The organism is Fructilactobacillus sp. X8R2C1, assembly GCF_059900955.1.
The window spans coordinates 1-19,776 of record NZ_JBWXVI010000004.1 but is presented as its reverse complement, the minus strand read 5'-3'; the positions used below and the strand labels follow the sequence as shown (position 1 = coordinate 19,776).

The following is a 19,776-nucleotide window of genomic DNA, read 5'->3' as shown; positions in this document are numbered from 1 at the left end:
TGCAAATACGACCATCAGACAGTAAACCAAACCAGTCGTTAATAATTGGAGGATAAAATGGAGCGAAATAAGAAATATGCATTTGAGTCAATCCCAATTTCCGAACGAGACATGAATTATTGGGATATGTTTGCCACGTGGTTCGGAGCGAACGCTAACAACGGAACCTGGTTCATTGGTGGCGTGATTGCCGCCGCTGGTTTCTTTGGTGGGATTAGTTCGGCAATCGTTGCTTCAGCAATTGCCTTCGCGTTTTTGAGCATGGTGGGCTACATGGGATATCAAACGGGGGCATCGACCACGATCTTGTCCAGAGCCCCCTTTGGAATTCGGGGAAGTGTTGTGCCATCAGTCATTAACCTGACGCTTTTTATGGGGTGGACGGCCGTTAACACGTTTATCGCCGCCACGTCCCTTGCGTATCTGTTCCACAGTATGTTTGGCTGGGCGTTGTTTGGTCAACCCGGCGGTTACTTTGGGATTATTGTTGGAATTATCATCATGAGCATTCTGCACTTACTTAGTATCATCGCTGGTCCCAAATCCGTTCAAATTATCGAACGAATCGGAGTGATTTTGGTAATTATTTTTGTGATTATCGAAGTCATCGTGGTCTTTCGTGACGTTTCGTTTTCACAGATTGCCAAGTATCAAGTTCCAATGAAAGCCCGGATGCCATTTGGGGTCGCCCTTGATACGATTGCTGCAGCTGCGCTTGGCTGGGTAGTTGGTGGAGCTGACTTTACCCGGTTCACTTCCAGTAAACGCATTGCCACCCAGGCCCCGTACGTCGGCGCCATTCTTGGGATGGTCAGTTTTGTCATCATCGGTCTGTGCACGACGCTGAGTGTTGCTTTGACGTCCGGGGTCTTTAATCCTAATAACTCCGATCCTAGTACGGTTGCTAATAAATTGGGACTAGGAGTTATCGCGATGGTTGTCATTGTTTTGACCAGTATGACTGCTAACGCCGTCAACATTCAGTCTGGTGGCTCCGCTCTAAATAACCTGATTCCTAAGATTAGTTTGAATAAATCACTGTTCATCGTTACCATCTTGTCCATGATTTTGACACTGGTTCCCTTGATTAACGGTAGTTTCCTCGATGCCTTTACCGCATTTCTAAACTATACTGGGATGTTCCTTGGTCCAATCATTGCCATCTTGGTGGTTGACTACTTTGGCTTGTCGGACGGTAAATACGATTTGAAAGCCTTAGAAACTCCCGCCGGAAAATATTGGTACAAAAATGGAATTAACTGGTTCGCGATGTTATGTATCGCAATCGGGGTGGTATTGTACATTGCGTTAAACATGTTGCCAATTATTAAGGCAACGGTTGGAGCCACCTTCATTTCCATGATTGTGATTGCCATTATCTACTATGTCGGTAGTAAGTTAATGCGAAAAGCCTAATTTAATAACAAACAAAAAAGCATCAAATCATTACATAATGATTTGATGCTTTTTTAGTTTTTATCAATGAATTGTTCATTTACGAAGCGATGATATTCTGGAACTCGATTCATTAATTCTTCGTGGTTTCCAAAGCCTAATATTTTGTGACGGTTTAGAAAGTATATTTTATCGGCATTTATAATGGTTGAAAGTCTGTGTGCAATGGCAATAATTGTTTTGCCGGTCATCATCTTATCAATTTCATGTGTTACTAATTGTTCAGAATCAGAGTCCAGACTAGAAGTTGCTTCATCAAGAATTAGGAATTTAGGATGTTTTAAATATGCTCTAGCAATTTGTAATCGTTGTCTTTGTCCTCCAGATAATTTAAGTCCTTGTTCACCAATGATTGTTTTTATTCCATCTGGTAATGATGATACACAATTTTCTAAATCAGCAATTTTAATTGCTATTGATATTTCTGATTTGCTTGGGATATTTACTAAACCAAGAACTAAGTTATCATAAAATGTTCCAGAAAAAATAGTGTTATCTTGAGTTACTACTCCAAAAAGCGAACGCCATTGCGAAATAGAAAAATTAGAAGCGTCATTGTCATCAAACAAGAGTTTTCCATATTGGATTGGATAAAGTCTTGTTAATAAATTGATAATAGTGGTTTTCCCAGCGCCTGAGGGACCAACGATTGCAATTTTATCACCAGGAGTAAAATCCATTGAAACATTACTTAGTACTAGGTGATTTTCATAAGAAAAAGATACATTTTTTAATTTAATAACTGAATTTTTTGAAGTGTTTTTAATAACAGGATTTTTATAGTTATTTTCTGGACTTAACTGTAAGATTCTAGTAATTTGTTTTGTTGCTCCCTTTGCTTGCTTGTAGCTTGCATAGAAATCAGCTATGACATTAATTGGTCCAATTACTTGGAATAGATACATTAGAAAAGCGACTAGGGTTCCAATGGAAAGAGTTCCAGCTGATACCCGAACACCACCGTACCAAATGATTATAATAATCAATAAAAGTCCAAACATGGTTTGAATTGGACCTGTTATAGCAAAAATTGCATTCATTTTTAGTGATAAATGATAAAGAGCATTTACGTCTTTTTTGAATTTATTTTGGATACTATGTTCTGCGTTATTTAATTTAACCGCTCGAATGTTTCTAAGACTTTCAGAACTGGTTTCATTCATTTGAGCTAGTTTCTCTTGAGATTTAATTGAAACCTTCTCATCAATTATTCCAATTGGGATGGTAACCATCGCGTCTAGTGGAAATGCAATTAAGATAAGTAAAGATAGTTTCCAATCAAGTGAAAATAAAATTGCAAATGTTCCCACCACAGTAATTATTCCACTAATTGAAGAGGGGATTATTTCAGTAGTAAAGTTTTGAATTATTGAGGCATCATTAATAACTCTACTAGAAAGTTTTCCACTTAATTGGTTATCAAAATAGGTAGTTGGTAAATAAAGAAGATGATCTTGAATACGAGTGCGAATATTTGCAATTTGTTTGGCTCCTGAACGACTAAGCAAATATCCACTAATTGCTGTAAAAATGGCACTAAAAATTAGCAAGGCCAAAATTCCAATAATTGTCCACGTATTATTTTTTTGACTGAGTAACGATTTAATGTTGATAGCCTTACCAATTAATAGGGGAATAAATAAAGAAACTATTGTTCCAATCAGACTTAAACCGAGTCCAACGAAGAAGCCGGCATCTAGTTTAATGAAATTAATTTTTGTCTTTTTCATTATTTTCCTACTTTTAATTTATTTAAGAATTAATCATAATAAATGATTTTATACGATGACATTAATTTAATTTTGATTAGGAAAGAAACAGTTGATTTAAGACAGATTTAGGCACTGGCATCCATTTCCAAGCGTTATTATCTTTAATGCCTTGTAAGACAGTCATTAGACCAGCATTTCCAGTAAACAAATCATTTGAAAAACGATATCCATATGTTCCGGGTAACATAATATTATTATTAGAATCTACAAGCAGATAGTTTTCTAATGACTGGACTAATTTATCGATGTCGGATAATTTGTTTTTATTATCAATTCCTATAAGGATAATTCCACTGATCCCTCTGGTTAGTCCAGATGAGTATGTGCAGTAAGTTTGGAGATTTTTAGTGAATTGTTCTTGAAGGTTTAAATATTTTTCGTTTTGAAATTCATGTAAGCGCCTAATAAATTGGCTCAATACTAATCCGACACCAACTCCTCCTTCTCCTAGATATGGAAGTATTCTGGGAAAACCAATTGAATTATCCAAAATCTCTGCAGATTGTGAGTCGGAAATTTCAATGTTTTTATCTAGTTCAAAATTCAACATATCTTTGGCATTTTTCAGAGTTTCTTTGTTTTTTGTTACATCAAATAGTAGTAATAAAAATAAACTCGCGCCTGACCATCCATTCATTAATCCATAAGGAATGGTATCTTCATCATCTGGTTGAGTTCCCGAACCATTTATAAATAATGTATTTAAGCGGATCGCGATTAATTTACTCATTTCTAAAAATTTATTATTATTATTTTTTTTAAAGAAGGCTAGTAAACTTAAACCAATTCCGCTTAATCCAGAGTAAAGAGTGTAATCTGTTTCTTTTAAAATTCTATTTTTTTGATCAAGTATAAATTCAAGAAATTGGTTTGAATGTTCCTGTAAGTTTAAATCATCTAAAATAGACGCGATTCCTGAAATACCATTAAATAGTCCAAGACTGGTGTCTTCATTGAAGTGGCTAATAAGATTTTTGCTGCTATTATTAGCCCAATTGATTTCTTTTGTTAACTTTGTATTACTCCGATTTAATGCCATTAGTATTCCAAAACCACCATTAGCGATGTTAACTTTTCCAAGCTTGTCAATAAATTGTCTAATGTCACCACCTGAAAAACTATCATTTTGATTTGATGAATATTCAATTATTCCGGTTTTTAACCCATTGATGAGTTTGTCTACTGCTTTTATATTGATTTCAAATTTTGGGACGTCGAAAATGTTCTTTAATTTTGGAATGAAATTTTTACAATCCTTTTCTGTATTTTGTAATATATCAAGTGCTTTTTCTCCAAAATAATCTGTTATCCATTTATTTTGATTTTCTTCAATTTTTAAAGACAAATCAGAAACGAACTCAATCGGTAGTAACAAAAATCTTGAGATCCTCATGTAAGCAAACCAATCAGCACTTTTAAAGTCACTAATTTTAGAATTAACGTATCCCATAGTTTGTAGTTCTGGATGATATTCATTTGAGAGGAGGGTAGCAGTCTCAAAATCGATTAGTTTAATGTTATTGTTAGGAGTAACCATAATATTATTTGGATTTAAGTCACCAATAGCAAAACCAGCCTGATGAACTTCTGTGATTGCCACTTTTAACTGTTTGATTAATTGATCTATAAGTTTTAAATATTCATTTCGATTCTTTTCGTATGAGAAAGGAAAGTTTTCTGGAATGAAATCGGATAATGAATTTCCAGGAACAAATTCTTCAATCAAGTAATTATTTTCCCATATCTCAAAATAATCATAGACCTTAACTGTTCTGTTAATCCCATTTAATTTTTTTAGGGTATTGTATTCATTCTTTACACGGAAAAAACCATCATTCCCTTGTGCATCAATTCCAGACTGTTTTCGTCCCTCCTTCATTACATAATTTTTACCATCTTTTGTGACTTGATAGACGCCGCCACCATTACTAAAGTGAATTGCGGAAATAACCTCATAGCGTTTGAATTTAGTTAAATCAATTTTGGAATATTCAATCGTTTGTATTTTATCCATTTTTTTAATTTCTTTTGGTTCAGAAATAAATGAGGGAACGTTATAGTATGGAACCCTTAAGTCTGGCACTAACTCTCCATTTGGATTTTTGATTCCCATGATCGTTTTTCCATCATGTACCATTGGCATTCCAATAAATCCCCCATACCTAAAGAAGATGTTGGAATTGTACCACTGTTTATCGTTTAAAATATATGCACCCTTGGGGATGTCATTGGTTAGGTCAGTTAGGGGACTTAATAGTTGAATAAATTGATCTTCATCTTTGGGGTAAATTGTTATGAATTTTCCACATGCAGATCGATCACCATATTTTGAATTTTTCATAATTAATTCTTTTTTGGTAGGAACAAATTTAAAAGAAATGTTATTTTCTATCAAATACGGTGTGATTTGGTCCAATGTTTTTTGCGCGTAATCAATGGGAGATGTTACATGAATTTTCCACCCTTGGTTTGGCAGTTGTCTATTTTTATTGATAAAATAATTCCAATTTTTATCGATATGATGATTCCATTTATCCTTGTCGTGAATAGTAACTTTATAAATTAAACTGTTTGTTTCGGCTGTGGTGGGTTGATAAAATAATGATCCTTTTTTTAAATAATCTAAATATCTTAAATCCATAACTACATCCTTTAAGTTTAAAATAAAAAGAGAGTCCTATTAGGGCTCTCTTATCTCTTGCATATAAGAATACTAACGTCACTGTTAATTGTGCATCCAACGCTCAGATGAGAACCCTTACGTCCTTTTCGGCGCTTTTTTCTTAATGCTACATTATCAAGTTGTTGTAATTGCAGAATAGGTTTCATGAAATGCTCCTATAGTATTATTTGCACATAATACTAATATTGCTGTTGTTGCCACATCCCATAACACTAATATGAGAATCTTTTTTCCCGCCAACAAGCTTCTTGGCATTTTTACCCACAGTCTTTTGGAGGTCTAGCAAAGTTTTCATAATAAATACACCTATTGTTAAATTACTGACAGAAGACACTTACATTGCTTCGAACATCACATTGAACACTGATATTACTTCGTACTCCGTGATGGTGATGACGACGCTTCTTCTTTAACTCCACGTTTGGTTGTGCTTGTAAATTAAGCAAGTACTTCATATTAAATCTTCCTTTCTTGTGAGAGGTTTAATTACCATAATTAATATAAATTAAACGATATAGAAAGTCAACAATTTTTTAAAAGTTATAAAAATTGTTTTTTATAGTTGTGTAATTACACTGAAAATTCATTTGAGTATTCGATATTTGACTTATGTAGATTTAATTAAAATATTGTTTAAAGCTTTATCAAGATTATTATTTGTATTAAAAAAGCATCAAATCATTACATAATGATTTGATGCTTTTCCATTTAATTAAACGTCTAACTTAGTTTCGCTATCTTTTTTGGTACTTGCTTTGGTTGTTTTCTTAGTAGTGGCCTTATTGTCAGTTGACTTGGATTTTGCATCCTTGTCACTGTCATCGTCCTTTGATTCTTCATCATTGGCAATGCCATAGGCTTCTCTGACCTTGTTCTTGATTTCTTCGACCATCTCAGGTTTGTCACGCAGATTGGCCACGGTCTTATTTAGGCCTTGTCCCAGTCGTTCCTCACCGTATGAGTACCATGATCCAGATTTGTCGACGATGTCTTTGTCAACGGCTAGGTTGACCATGTCAGCAATCGGTTCGATACCCTTTCCAAAACTCATCAAAGTGTCAACGGTCTTGAATGGGGGAGCCACCTTGTTCTTTACGACTTTAATCTTGGTTTCTCGACCAACGACGTCTTGACCTTCCTTTGATTGCTTACCAGAACTAACACGGAGTCGCACACTTGAGTAGAACTTAAGGGCCCGACCACCAGGAGTTGTTTCTGGGTTACCGAACATCACACCAACTTTTTCTCTTAGTTGGTTAATGAAGATAACGACGGTATTGGTCTTGTTGATACTGGAAGCTAGTTTTCTAAGTGCCTGTGACATTAGACGAGCTTGTAAACCAACGTGAGAATCACCAATGTCACCCTCAATTTCAGACTTCGGAACTAGGGCAGCTACTGAGTCGACAACGATTAAGTCGATAGCACCGGATTGTACCAGTGCATCGGCAATTTGCAGTCCTTCTTCACCGGTTCCTGGTTGCGATAACAAAAGGTTGTCAATGTTAACTCCCAGGCTGTGAGCGTATTCCGGATCCATCGCGTTTTCGGCATCGATGTATGCGGCCGTTCCGCCAGCTTGTTGGAGGGCAGCAACGGTCTGAAGGGCAATCGTGGTTTTACCAGATGATTCGGCACCGAAGATCTCAACGACTCGGCCACGAGGGAAACCCCCAATGCCAAGGGCGATATCTAAGGATAAAATGCCGGTTGAAATGGAATCAACGTTTTGGTTAGGGGATTCGCCCATCCGCATGATAGCGCCAGTTCCAAATTCTTTTTTGATTTTGCTGAGTGCTTTATCGAGCTCGATTTGACGCCCGTCGACACTGTTTTTAGAATTTGCCATAAAATTCCTTTCTTTTTACATATTACGTAATTGCGAACATACGTTTGGTTATTTAATATAATCAATTGTACACTAATAATTACGTAATTTCCAATTAAATTAAATCAATTAATTAGATTCGTTTATTAACGTAATAGGGCGAAGTTTGATCGTTATTTTTAGCATCTGATTGAGCGTTATCCGAAAGGAAAATATCGAATGATTTTTTGTCTTTTCCATGAACTACTACGACGTTTTTGGCCTCCACTTGTTTGTCACGGTAAAGTTGAGCAGAACGAACTGCATCATTATAGTCGTGAAAGTTTCCAAGTGAGTCGCCGGGATTGAAAAATACTGTTTCTGGCATAGTAATTACCACCTTTCTTCTACTATATTGTACCAGATTACGACCTTAATTATCTATTCGCAGGCTGACATGTGAGTTGCTTAATGGTTGACGTAAGAACATTAATTAAATAAATTATTAAATCAAATTGATAAGTTACATTCCAACTTTTGGGTACGTTATAATATAAATATAAGCATATGTGAAACTGCTAACATAGAGACAAATGCTTACTACGTATTTAAATCTAGGAGGTTTAATATGACTAAGAAAAAAGCAATTATGATTGGTGCCGGCATTTCTAACATGGCCGCCGCCGTTTACTTGATTCAAGAAGGTCACTGGGACGGAAAGAACATTACTTTCTATTCATTGGACGACCATGGCGCAAATGATGGTGCCAAGACTGACGTGACCGGCAATGAATACTGGAATCGCAATCACGAAACGTCTGACCAGACTGGCTTTGTCGCTCGTGGGGGAAGAATGTTGAATTACCGGACCTACGTTGATTTGATGGATCTCTTAAGTCGGGTTCCGTCAGCCACCGAAGAGGGAATGACTGCCGCAGAGGACACGCGTGACTTTGATTCTAAGCATCGGACCTACGATAAAGCGCGTTTGATGGAAGGCGAAAAGGGCATCATTAACTCCTCTAAAATGGGATTTAACAACAAGGATCGGTTCTTATTGACGAAGTTAATCATGATGCCAGACGACAAGGAGACTGAACTTGATAACGTCTCCATCGCTGACTACTTCAAGGACGATCCCCACATGTTTCAAACCAACTTCTGGTACATGTGGGAGACGACCTTTGCCTTTCGTACCCAAAGTTCAGCTCAAGAACTCAGGCGTTACATGCACCAAATGATTTACGAATTTACCCAAATTAACACGCTCGTGGGGGTTAACCGAACTCGCTACAATCAGTACGAAAGTTTGATGCTACCATTAATTAATTACTTGAAGAAACAAGGCGTAACCTTCGTCTTGAACCGTCGGGTTAATGATTGGGACTTCAAAGAAACTCCAATGAACGAAGAAATTACCGTTAAGGGCCTAGAAATGGAGAACGTTGACACTGGTAAAGATGAACACATTGATGTCGATGATGATACTGCGGTCTTCTTCACCAATGGTTCCATTACCGATTCGGCTACGCTTGGAGACTTCAACACCCCGTCCGGTGAAAACACCGATTATGGAGCTGCTTCAAGTTTGTGGAAGAAAGCCACCAATCACTTCTACAACTTGGGGAATCCAGACAAATTCTTCGCCGATCGGAACGCCAGTGGCTGGAGTAGTTTTACCGTAACCACTAAGGATCATACTTTCTTAAACGAAATCACCCGTATTACTACGCAACTACCTGGGAATGCTTTGAACTCCTTCCTATCAACGAGTCCAATTACTCCGTTAGGTCAAAAAGACGTGAGAATGTCGATTGTGGTTCATCATCAACCTCATTTCACCGACCAGAAGCCAAACGAAACCGTTCTTTGGGGTTACTTCTTGTATCCATATCGTCGCGGTGAATTCGTCGACAAGCAGTACATCAAGATGACTGGAAAAGAAATGGTTCAAGAGTTGATCGGACAGCTTTCAAAGGTCGATCCGGGTCCCGTAAACATCCGTGATAAAGAAAAGGAAATCATGGACTCAATTGTCAACTCGGTTCCCGTTTACATGCCATACGCTTCGGCATTGTTTAACAACCGGGCTAAGATTGACCGTCCCAAGGTCATCCCTGACCATTCAACGAATCTAGCATTCACCGGTGAGTTTGTTGAACAACCTTACCAAATGGTCTTCACCGAACAAAGTGCCGTTCGTTCTGGTGAAATGGCCGCTTACCACTTTGCTGGTGTTCCAATGTCAAAACTCGTGGACAACCCACGATTTGATAAGAATCCGAAGATTCTGGCCAAGGCCGCTAAAAAATTATTTGAATAGATGATCGTAAATGAAAAGCTCAACTTCGAAATGAAGTTGAGCTTTTTTGATGTTTCAATCAACATAGTCTTTAATTTCAGTAAAACACACGTCACGTAGTGAATCCGGGATGGCAAATAAATCCATGAATTCCTCTAGGTTAAGCTGGTCAATTTCCTTGTTGTCAGCGTAGAAGGGAACTAGAAGCCTAACGGCATTCACGTTGGCCTTCTGTTCGTACTTGGGATTCATCAGAGTGGTAAAACTAAGAATGGCATCATCCTGATCGCACTGCAGGACGTGGCTAATTTCGTGCGCAATGATAAATGGAAGTTGTTTTCGTAGCTGCCAGTTGGCATTAATCACAATTGAATGGGAACGAACGTCCGCAAAGGATTGGGTATTTTGATGGAGTTTGTCCGTGTATACAACGGCAATGTCATTATCTAACGCATAGTTAAAAAGACTATTGATGATTTCGTGCATTTCGAAGTTTCCTTAAGATTTCCACGACTGTTTCACGGTCTTCTTCTGGGATGGGTTTGCCCCCAAACATCATGATCGTTGAGAGGTCATCTAAGTCAGCCGAGTTACCAGTTGAGTTTCCTAAGAGATAGTCAACGGAGACGTTGAAGTAGTTGGCAACTTTTTTGAGTTTTTGCGAATTAGCGGTTTGGTCCCACTTTTGCATGGTTCCGTTGGAGAACCCAAGTTGATGCTCTAATTCGCGAATGGAAATATTTTTATTTTTAGCAAGCTCTTTAACCCGTTGATAGATCGACATTTTTGACTCCTTTTAATTATTTACATAGAAAATTAATCTATGAAATTGTTGACATGTAGAAATAATTGATACATGATTGTTCCTGTAAACAGATGAGAAATCAAGCAAAAATCTTGAAGAAAGGTCGGTTTAGATTATTTCAGCTGATTTTCTTTACCATCATTGTAGAACTTTTGTCTATAAGATTCAATGATTATTCTACATGATTGCGAATTGATTTCGATGTGTTTACGTACGAGTTAGCGCTAGCTCTTAAATTTTATAAAGAAAATTTTAGGAGGAAATAATTATGGATGAACAAGTTTTAAGCGTTCAAAAGTGGTTGAACCAAGAATACGGTAATGTTTCAGGATTTGATAAGGTCAAGGAAAATGGAAAGACGGGTTGGCCAACTATTTATGCTTTAAGAATGGGACTTCAGCATGAACTAGGGATTAGTCCACTTGGTAGTGGTTTTGGTGATAAAACCAAGAAAGCACTAAGTGGAATGGTCGATCAGTTGAAGGTCGGTTACAAGGGCAAGATTGCGAAGTTAATTCAGGGTGCTTTTTGGTGTAAGGGAATTAGCCCGAATGCGTTTGATGAGAAATATACCAAAGATACACAGAATGCAGTAAATAAATTACGTAATGATGCTGGATTAGATAAAGGTGGGGTTACTGTTCCATTAATGGCTGGTCTATTTGATATGGCTGCCTTTGAATTACTTGATGGTGGTAAAAAGAAATATCGTCAAATGCAACAATATTTAAACCATAACTATTTAGATTATTTTGGTGATGATCTTGGCTTGGTTCCAACTGATGGTTTGTATCAACGAAATACAAACACAGCTTTGATTTATGCCCTGCAAGCTGTTGAAGGAATGACACCTGGACAAGCAAACGGAGTTTATGGACCTGGAACCATTAATAAAACGCCAACTTTAACTGAAGGGGACAAAGGTGCAGGCGTTAAGCTACTTCAATATGGATTAATGGTTAATGATTTTCTGAGTGGATCTGTTGATGGAGTGTTTAATAATTCGGTTGCTGAAGATGTGGTTAATTTTAGGAAGTTTATGAATTTACCACCATTTACAGGGAAAGCTGATTTAACCGTTATCAAGGGGTTGCTTACCAGTAATGGGAATACTAATCGAGATTCAAATGCTTGTGATACTTCATTTCAATTAAGTGATAAAGACGTTAAAAACATCAAAAATTATGGCTTTGAAATTGTTGGTCGCTATTTAACTGGATCAGTTGGCACTGGCTCAAAACGTCGTAACAAAAATCTGACTGATGATGAACTGAAAAGAATTACTGATGGTGGCCTAAAGGTGTTTCCAATCTATCAAGATAATGATGGCAGTCAGGAATACTTTAAATACGGCCAGGGTTGTGCTGATGCAGGAATTGCAAATGCAACAGCACAACGGCTTGGATTCCCAAAGGATACTATTATTTACTTTGCTGTTGATACTGATATTCAAGCTGGTGACATTGATAGTACGGTTATTCCATATATGGAGGGAGTCAAAAAAGCATTAGGCGGCTCAAGTTATCAAGCAGGAATTTACGGAACCAGAAATGTTTGTGCTCAAGCCCTTGGTAAAGGACTTGCAAAAACGGCGTTTGTATCTGATATGTCAACTGGATATAGTGGAAATTTGGGTTATCAGATGCCTAAAAATTGGGCAATTGACCAATTTGTTGAATACAGTTTAGGTGACATTGCGATTGACCAAGATGCGTCGTCTGGTAGAGATGATGGTACTAATAAGATTAAGCCAACGGGAATTGGAGAAATGTCTGCTAAAGAAGCTTTAAAGAATATTGTTGATAATACACAGGTAGAAATTGATGTTCCTTATGTGCTATACAATGATAATAAATCATTAAAAATTACTTTAGTAGGTGAAGCTGATATTAAGCCAGTCCATGGATCTGGGATGTTTACCATTAGTAATGGGAAATTACCACTAAAATTTATGTTTGATTGGGTCATGCAAAGTTGTAATAACAATGTTAATGCTGGCGTATACATCGTTAGTTTATTTAATAAGTGGGAATTTGTTCAAAAAATTGAAGATGGTCAAGTTTCAATTGAGATTGTAGAAACTAAAGACGGTTGGAGTATATCAGTAGAATTTAATATTTTTAAGTTAAAAATTAATAATAAAAGTTTTGATACAGAGCTTTCTATTTCAATAGATATTGATTCTCATCCACATGATTATCCTGACTTTAAGAGTTATGAAAAAGCTTATGATGAGGTTACCGATAAATTAGGAGAAAAGACTGATACGCTTGCGTTGACACCGGCATATGTAAGATATGCAATTGAGGGTGAAAGTGTTGGTATTGCTGTAATAATTGCATTTTTAGCGGCACTAGTAGGATGATATATGTCATTATTTGCGTAATTTATGTTGTATTAAAATGATTAAATAAATGGACCTGTAATTTGTAATTACAGGTCCATTTATTGATTTATATCTCAATTACTTATTTCATCTTTTTAATTCCCTCAGTAAGTTCTTTTGAATATTTCTTTTTCCGATATTTTAAGGTGCTTTTAGAAAGATAATATAATAAAAATCCAGAGCAAATTAAAAACGTTGGCAGCATTGGAGATTCATATGCCTCCCATAAATTGTTTGAAAGTAATAGTATTTCAATTGATCCAATGAAAACAAAAATTCCAAAACACAGAAATAAAATAATGACCCATAAACAATAATAATGTTTTAACCTTGAAGGTCGCATATGCTTAATCTTATATTTTTCTATCATTAATCTTATTGTAGTTCCTAGTGCGGTAATAAATAGCGAGAATGTAATTCCATCGATTGTCCCCATGATCCAAAGGATGAATTTGTTTGCATGCATATTAAGGAGAATGGATCCCAAAGTGAAGGTAATGATTACCAATATAATGGATGGTAGCAATAAGCGTGACATAATGTGGTATTTATGTAAGTATTCTTGGTAGTCTTTGATGTAGTCCGGTTTTTCTGACATTTATCTTCCTCCTCACAATTAGGATATTACCTTATTAGTAAAATACAAAATGATAGATTATTCCTAATGCAACATTAATAAATGAAATTATGCAAGTAAATATAATTAATATATAGATATAGTTAATATGTTTAAAAAATGATTGTTTCAGTTGCTTAATTAATTTTGGTTGTTGGTTCCCATTATTGTAAATGTTCCAGCGTTTAATTGTCATGTACAAAACAATACAGGTAAGAATAATTACGTATGACATTAGCATAATTAGTCCACTAGGGTTCCCGATTAAATAATACCAGCGATCTGTTAATGTTTTGTTCCACATATAATTATCAGTTAAAGTATGTCCAATGATATTGTTAGAGGCAAAATATAGAAAAAGAATCAAAATGTATATTAGAGGAGAAATATTGTTAAATATTTCTCCCCTTTTTCTTAAATAATGTCTGGAACGCTCATAGGCAACAATTTCATAGATAATTACTATAAGCATACAAAAAAAGAATAATTTAGCCAGCAGATAATAACCTAATTGAAAATATGATTGCAAAATAATTCCTCCAATAAGAATGTTCGTTAATGCTTTTCTATCAAGCTGAATGGTGTGCCCTAATTATGTTAGCACTAGTATGCTTGAAGTAACAATAGTATCAGCGATTAGAAGGTATTTGACATGTAAAGAGAGGATAACATCGAAATATTACTTTTCTTCATTTATAAGAACGTTTATTGAATTTCTTCATATGTTCCATTTTTATTAACACGATAAGTTCCTGCAGTTCCAGATCCACCTTGATCTCTGTAGGATTTAATTATCAATTGGATATCATAGTAAGACCCATCAGTTGGTAAAGATTCGTATTCCATATCGTCACCAAAACCTAAGCCATTTTTTAGGACATTAATAGCTTGTTCAGGATTGTTGACTACATTATTTTGCGCTTGATTGGACTGATTTTGTTAATTGTTTCTTTGATCAGAGTTGTTAGAGGAATGTGTAGATTGAGCCTCATTAGTAGAAGAGGATGAGTTGTCATTGGAACTAGAGGGAGTGTCTGAACTTATATTACTTTGACTATCTGTTGTAGATGATGTCTGTGGTGAGTTTTCAGAGCTATCGTTGCTATTGCTTGTTTTTTTATCCTTTGTTTGTTCCACTTGTTTTGTCCTATTACATGTTTCGTTATGACCTGTATGATGTGAATTTGAATACACGATAAATCCAATCCCAATTACTAATACGATAATAACGACGAATACGATTGTCTTTTTGTGTTTCATTAAAATTCTCCTTAACTAAATTAATGGTGTTAAGTGTAGTAAAGTTTCAATGTTTACACAAATTGATGTTCAAAAATCCCAAAACAAAAAGGCCCAACCCATGAATATCACAGGTTGAGCCTCTTTTTATGCCAGAATAATTAGGATGATAATGAAACAAATTGCCAACACCGATAATGCCAAAAAGCGTTTTGACGTCAATTTGTGGGTCTTGTGATAGGTCCATCCCATGCATCCCAAAATTACGATCAATCCGAACGTTGCCATTATGATTAATTTGATTAATACCGCTGTGTCGCCCAATTTGGCCACTTCCTAGTTATTATTTTAGTTCGATTTGGTAAGCGAAACGTTTTGTTCCATGACTCTTTTTACCGTTTGCGTAAATGATACCACGTTTAGTGAAACCATTTGAGAGAATGACGTGCTGCATTCCCTTGTTGTCGGGATGAGTGTCGATTCTGACGTCTTTAAAACCACGAAAGGCTGAGATGGTGAATAGGCCACTGATGAATTTGGATGCTAGTCCCTGACCACGATAGTCGTTTGAGACGGCGATACGGTGAATGGCGGAGTAGTGACCTTGGTCACCATTTTCCCACTCCCCACCTTCAAGGTGTAAGTAATCGGGGTCGATTCCTAAATGCAGGGTTGCGGTTCCAGCAACTTTTCCGTCAACATCTAGGACGTATGAGATGCCAAATTTAACGTCTCTGGCTAAATCCTCTTCACTCGGGTAATCACTTTGCCATTGGTCGATGCCTTGTTCGCCCAAAAACTTCTTGGCGTTTTTGATGATAGTGTAGATATCGTTTAAGTCAGCTTCAGTAGCTTTTCTTACGTAAATAGTAGACATAATAACACTTCCTTACTTTTATTATCAGACGATAAATAATTATAGTGAAGCTCATGTGGTTTTTCAACCACCAAATTAATTAGGGAGCCGGCTTTTTTTCTGGTAAAATGCATTGAACAGTAATTTAGGAAAGTTGGAGAAAACTTGGAAAAGAAATTAAGTGTAAGGCAGATTATTTACGTTGGAATTATGTTGTTTGGGATTTTCTTTGGCGCTGGCAATTTGATCTTTCCCGTTAATATGGGACAGATGGCTGGTGGCAACGTTTGGTGGGCAACCCTTGGATTTGTTTTAACTGGAGTGGGTCTCCCCATCATAGGAATCATTGCGTTAGGGGTTACTGACAGTTCCGGAGCCTTTGAAATTTCTTCAAACGTTGGCAAGTCGTTTGCGTACGTCTTTACTATTTTAATTTCTTTTATAATGGGACCACTTTTGGCCATTCCACGTTTAGCAGCCACTTCATTTCAGATTGGAATTGCACCATTTCTTAGTTCTGGTCGTCAGCAGTTAGGCTTAATCGGATTTATTTTAATTTTCTTCATTGCCGTTTTTTTACTCTCGTATAATCAAGGGCGCTTACTGGAATACATCGGAAAATTTTTGACCCCGTTGTTTTTGATTTTACTGGCGGTCATCATCGTCATGTCGATTGTTAAACCAATGGGTTCACCACGTTTCTATCATCCAATGGGTGAATACGGGCATTCCCCACTCCTTTCGGGTTTCGTTGAGGGATACAACACGCTTGACGGTGCTGGCTCGATTGCTTTTGGAATCGTGGTTGTGGAAACCGTGCGTGGACTAGGAGCCAAAAGCCCCAAGCAGTTAGCCGTTAGCATCGGAAAGGCCGGCTTGATTGGTGGATTGATGATGGCAGTTGTCTACGTTCTATTAAGTTACATGGGCGCTAGCAGTCTGGGCGATTTTCGGCCGTCGGCGAATGGTGGCATTGCCCTTGTTCAGATTGCGAGACATTACTTTGGCGGGTATGGAAACATTTTGTTGGCGCTAATTGTGATTGTGGCCTGTCTTAAGACAGCGATTGCGATGAGTAGTGCCTTTGCGGATACAATGTCTGACGTCTTCCCGAAGCTTAAGTACCTTCCCGTTCTGGTTTTTGCGGTGGTGATGTCAGCGTTTTTGGCAACGCTTGGTCTGACTGAAATGATTAAGTTTATCATGCCAGTCTTGATGATTGTTTATCCGTTTTCCATCTGTCTGATTTTGATTTCGTTAATTAAACCATTACTTAAAAACTCTAAGATTGTTTACCAAATGACGATCTGGTTCATCGCCATTCCAGCCTTTTTAAGCGGGATTACCACCATTCCCGAATTGACGCACGTGCCAGAATTAGCTTGGTTATTTAAAATTAATGACCTTTTGCCGCTGGCGCAGTACGGAATGGGATGGGTTTTGTTCGCATTGATTGGATTTGCGATTGGATTGATTCTTTCGGTGAAAAAGACCAGAAAACAATTGAAGCAAGGATAAATAAAGACCCCGGTAGTTAAAAATGAATCTAACTACTGAGATCTTTTTTTGTTTCTTCATTATAATGTGTGAACGGTCATTGCCATTCCCATTCCACCACCGATACAGAGGGTGGCCAGTCCCTTAGTCTGACCAGTCCGTTTGAGGTTGTTGATTAAGGTGATGAGGATTCTAGAACCGGAATCGCCAAGGGGGTGACCCATTGAGACGGCACCACCGGTAATGTTAAGCTTGTTATCGGGAAGATTGAGGTCACGCGCTACCGCTAAACTTTGAGAGGCAAAGGCTTCGTTTAGTTCAAACAAATCAAAGTCACTGATTTGTTGACCAGTCTTATCCAGTAGTTTATTAACGGCGTAGTAGGGGGCATACCCCATGATTTTAGGGTCACATCCGGATTCGGCGTAGTCATCTAGAACCGCCAGCGGGGTTAGACCAAGCTCGTTGGCCTTACTTTGCTTCATTAATAGGATTGCAGAGGCTCCGTCATTTAAGCTAGCGGCGTTTCCGGCCGTCACCGTTCCGTTTTCTTTAAAGGATGGCTTTAACTTTTTTAATTGTTCCATTGAGGTGTCAAAACGAACGCCCTCATCCTTATCAACCACGGTGCTTCCGTGGCGATTCTGAACTTCAATTGGGATCATTTCTTCATTAAAGTAACCATTTTGTTGAGCTTTGCTGGCTTTTCGATGGGACTGAAGGGCAAAAGCATCCTGATCCCTTCTTGAAATGTTGAACTGGTCGGCAACGTTTTCGGCGGTCATTCCCATCGGTTTTCCACTCCAGGCGTCGTTTAGTCCGTCTTTTTGAATGCTGTCCTCTAAAGTGATTGGGCCAAATTTGTGGCCCCTTCTTTCGTTCACATTTAGGTATGGAGCGTTCGACATGCTTTCGGTTCCCCCGACAAGGACGATGTCAGCATCGTCCATTTGGATGGCGGATTGCCCCAGTCGGACCGCTTTCATACCGGAACCACAAACTTGGTTAATGGTGGAGGCGGTGGCTGTGTCAGAAATGCCAGCGTTTAACTCGATTTGTCTGGCGACGTTTTGTCCACCGCCCGCTTGAATTACGTTTCCAAAGATGACTTGGTCGATTTGTTTTGGATCAATGCCCGCGTCTTTGATGGTTGCCTTGGCGGCAATGGTTCCAAGATCAACCGAAGTTAGGCTATCGAGGGTGCCGTTGATTTTACCAATCGGAGTCCTCTTTGCGCTTACAATTACGATATTGTCATTCATAGATTCGATGCTCCTTTGACATGATTCGTTGATAATTATACATGTTTTTACTTAACTTTTTTTAAAGTGCAAAAGTTAATGTTAATTTCGAGTTTCTACTATAATAAAGTGAATAATAAAAATACTTTAGGAGATGAAGTCATGGATAAGGATGAAGAAGTACAACAAGTAGGGGAAATGATCGATCGCTGGCTAGACGCTATTGATGATCAATCTGATGTATCAGAAAAGACTCAAGATGAAATTGACGAGATTGATACGATTATTGATAGTTTTTCTGAGATTGCGATTGTTGGTTTAGGCGTTCAGCCCAAAGACTGGAACGTTGATTTAGTTACTAACGTAATGTTTAATCGTTTTACTTTGATGCTAGATAGTGATGAGAAAACGGACTCGCTGTTTCAACTAATTCCCTTTGCCTTAATCCATTTATTTTCTTATTTAAACGATCAGGGAATTATTAGTAATGGTCCTAGTTTGAATAAATGGGTAGAAAATAATAGTAAAGCATTACGTTCAATGTACGATTCTAATTTTGATGCCTTTTATAAGAAATTGGTTAGTGCGATGGAAGATGCTGACGTTGATTTAGAGGATAAGAGTGCAGTGGATGCTTTTACGACGCGTTATCTAAGACAACACCCGCAAGATGGAATTGACTTATATTCAAAGAAAAAGTAGGCCAATTTTCTTGATAAAAAATGAAAATTAAAAAAGTTTGACCTTTTTTGACCAAAAGTGTTGACAAATGATTTGAGCGCATGTATAGTAGTAAATGCTCAGTGAGGGAGACAAAGTGATTTGATAATAATCGATTAGTCACTGATTATGAACTGAATTAATTATTTTAATCATTTCTCTTGCATCTTCATTATGAGCGTTGTATAATAGTCTTTGTTGTCTGGGTTCTTCGGATACAATGCTTGAACAAATAAATTTAAAATAATTGAGTTTATCTGTTGACATTGAAAACACAACGTAGTATAGTTATACATGTTGCGTTAAGGAAGAATTAAACAGCAACAATCAAGAGTAGATCTTTGAAAACTGAACAAGATTTTGATTACAAGTGTAAGGTAATTTTAAGTTGTAGAAC

At 37.2% G+C, this 19,776-nt stretch carries 20 protein-coding genes; 5 read left to right on the top strand and 15 right to left on the bottom strand.

Going from position 1 to position 19,776, the window contains the following annotated elements:
- Nucleotides 1-57: 57 nt before the first annotated feature.
- A complete protein-coding gene (locus AC6UD6_RS05000) occupies nt 58-1,416 on the top strand; it encodes a cytosine permease (protein WP_500695887.1) in 1,359 nt (452 codons plus the stop codon).
- 53 nt (nt 1,417-1,469) lie between these two features.
- On the opposite strand, the gene AC6UD6_RS04995 is transcribed toward AC6UD6_RS05000, so the two are convergent.
- The 7 genes from AC6UD6_RS04995 to AC6UD6_RS04965 all read right to left on the bottom strand — a co-directional run bounded on the left by AC6UD6_RS04995 (nt 1,470) and on the right by AC6UD6_RS04965 (nt 8,105).
- On the bottom strand, nt 1,470-3,185 hold the full coding sequence (locus tag AC6UD6_RS04995) for an ABC transporter ATP-binding protein (RefSeq protein ID WP_500695886.1): 1,716 nt from the start codon (nt 3,183-3,185) through the stop codon (nt 1,470-1,472).
- A 76-nt stretch (nt 3,186-3,261) separates the two neighbouring features.
- Nucleotides 3,262-5,868 carry a class III lanthionine synthetase LanKC gene (lanKC, locus tag AC6UD6_RS04990; protein ID WP_500695885.1) on the bottom strand — a complete coding sequence of 869 codons (2,607 nt, stop codon included), beginning with the start codon at nt 5,866-5,868 and terminating at the stop codon, nt 3,262-3,264.
- A gap of 50 nt (nt 5,869-5,918) precedes the next feature.
- On the bottom strand, nt 5,919-6,056 hold the full coding sequence (locus tag AC6UD6_RS04985; protein WP_500694266.1) for a class III lanthipeptide: 138 nt from the start codon (nt 6,054-6,056) through the stop codon (nt 5,919-5,921).
- Between the two features lie 17 nt (nt 6,057-6,073).
- Nucleotides 6,074-6,205 (bottom strand): class III lanthipeptide, encoded by a 132-nt coding sequence (locus AC6UD6_RS04980; protein WP_500694267.1) that lies wholly within the window; start codon nt 6,203-6,205, stop codon nt 6,074-6,076.
- 22 nt (nt 6,206-6,227) lie between these two features.
- Nucleotides 6,228-6,365, bottom strand: coding sequence for a hypothetical protein (locus tag AC6UD6_RS04975; protein WP_500694268.1), 138 nt, complete (start codon nt 6,363-6,365; stop codon nt 6,228-6,230).
- Between the two features lie 257 nt (nt 6,366-6,622).
- The gene (gene recA / locus AC6UD6_RS04970) at nt 6,623-7,759 is read right to left on the bottom strand and encodes a recombinase RecA (RefSeq protein ID WP_500694269.1); all 1,137 of its coding nucleotides are present in this window, start codon (nt 7,757-7,759) and stop codon (nt 6,623-6,625) included.
- Nucleotides 7,760-7,871: 112 nt separating this feature from the next.
- Nucleotides 7,872-8,105 (bottom strand): hypothetical protein, encoded by a 234-nt coding sequence (locus AC6UD6_RS04965; RefSeq protein ID WP_500694270.1) that lies wholly within the window; start codon nt 8,103-8,105, stop codon nt 7,872-7,874.
- 195 nt (nt 8,106-8,300) lie between these two features.
- Between AC6UD6_RS04965 and AC6UD6_RS04960 the strand changes: the two genes are divergently transcribed.
- Complete coding sequence (locus AC6UD6_RS04960) at nt 8,301-10,040, top strand: oleate hydratase (RefSeq protein ID WP_500696007.1); 1,740 nt, start codon at nt 8,301-8,303, stop codon at nt 10,038-10,040.
- A 54-nt stretch (nt 10,041-10,094) separates the two neighbouring features.
- Here the strand turns inward: AC6UD6_RS04960 and AC6UD6_RS04955 are convergent, their stop codons facing one another.
- Nucleotides 10,095-10,505 (bottom strand): ImmA/IrrE family metallo-endopeptidase, encoded by a 411-nt coding sequence (locus tag AC6UD6_RS04955; RefSeq protein WP_500694271.1) that lies wholly within the window; start codon nt 10,503-10,505, stop codon nt 10,095-10,097.
- Complete coding sequence (locus AC6UD6_RS04950) at nt 10,486-10,803, bottom strand: helix-turn-helix domain-containing protein (RefSeq protein WP_500694272.1); 318 nt, start codon at nt 10,801-10,803, stop codon at nt 10,486-10,488. The genes AC6UD6_RS04955 and AC6UD6_RS04950 overlap by 20 nt, the downstream gene beginning before the upstream one ends.
- Nucleotides 10,804-11,092: 289 nt before the next feature.
- Between AC6UD6_RS04950 and AC6UD6_RS04945 the strand changes: the two genes are divergently transcribed.
- A complete protein-coding gene (locus tag AC6UD6_RS04945; protein WP_500694273.1) occupies nt 11,093-13,189 on the top strand; it encodes a glycoside hydrolase domain-containing protein in 2,097 nt (698 codons plus the stop codon).
- Nucleotides 13,190-13,292: 103 nt separating this feature from the next.
- Here AC6UD6_RS04945 and AC6UD6_RS04940 read toward each other — a convergent pair whose 3' ends face one another.
- The 5 genes from AC6UD6_RS04940 to AC6UD6_RS04920 all read right to left on the bottom strand — a co-directional run bounded on the left by AC6UD6_RS04940 (nt 13,293) and on the right by AC6UD6_RS04920 (nt 15,942).
- Entirely contained in the window at nt 13,293-13,808 is a 516-nt protein-coding gene (locus AC6UD6_RS04940; protein ID WP_500694274.1) for a hypothetical protein, read from the bottom strand.
- Nucleotides 13,809-14,531: 723 nt separating this feature from the next.
- Complete coding sequence (locus AC6UD6_RS04935) at nt 14,532-14,672, bottom strand: hypothetical protein (RefSeq protein WP_500695884.1); 141 nt, start codon at nt 14,670-14,672, stop codon at nt 14,532-14,534.
- 93 nt (nt 14,673-14,765) lie between these two features.
- Nucleotides 14,766-15,086, bottom strand: a complete 321-nt coding sequence (locus AC6UD6_RS04930) for a hypothetical protein (protein WP_500695883.1) — start codon at nt 15,084-15,086, stop codon at nt 14,766-14,768.
- A 126-nt stretch (nt 15,087-15,212) separates the two neighbouring features.
- A complete protein-coding gene (locus AC6UD6_RS04925) occupies nt 15,213-15,353 on the bottom strand; it encodes a hypothetical protein (protein ID WP_500695882.1) in 141 nt (46 codons plus the stop codon).
- A 55-nt stretch (nt 15,354-15,408) separates the two neighbouring features.
- Nucleotides 15,409-15,942 (bottom strand): GNAT family N-acetyltransferase, encoded by a 534-nt coding sequence (locus AC6UD6_RS04920; RefSeq protein ID WP_500694276.1) that lies wholly within the window; start codon nt 15,940-15,942, stop codon nt 15,409-15,411.
- Between the two features lie 144 nt (nt 15,943-16,086).
- On the opposite strand from AC6UD6_RS04920, the gene brnQ reads away from it, so the two are divergent.
- Nucleotides 16,087-17,439, top strand: coding sequence for a branched-chain amino acid transport system II carrier protein (brnQ, locus tag AC6UD6_RS04915; protein ID WP_500695881.1), 1,353 nt, complete (start codon nt 16,087-16,089; stop codon nt 17,437-17,439).
- A 59-nt stretch (nt 17,440-17,498) separates the two neighbouring features.
- On the opposite strand, the gene AC6UD6_RS04910 is transcribed toward brnQ, so the two are convergent.
- Complete coding sequence (locus tag AC6UD6_RS04910; protein WP_500695880.1) at nt 17,499-18,680, bottom strand: thiolase family protein; 1,182 nt, start codon at nt 18,678-18,680, stop codon at nt 17,499-17,501.
- A gap of 141 nt (nt 18,681-18,821) precedes the next feature.
- Between AC6UD6_RS04910 and AC6UD6_RS04905 the strand changes: the two genes are divergently transcribed.
- Nucleotides 18,822-19,361, top strand: a complete 540-nt coding sequence (locus AC6UD6_RS04905; protein WP_500695879.1) for a hypothetical protein — start codon at nt 18,822-18,824, stop codon at nt 19,359-19,361.
- The last annotated feature ends 415 nt before the right edge of the window (nt 19,362-19,776 follow it).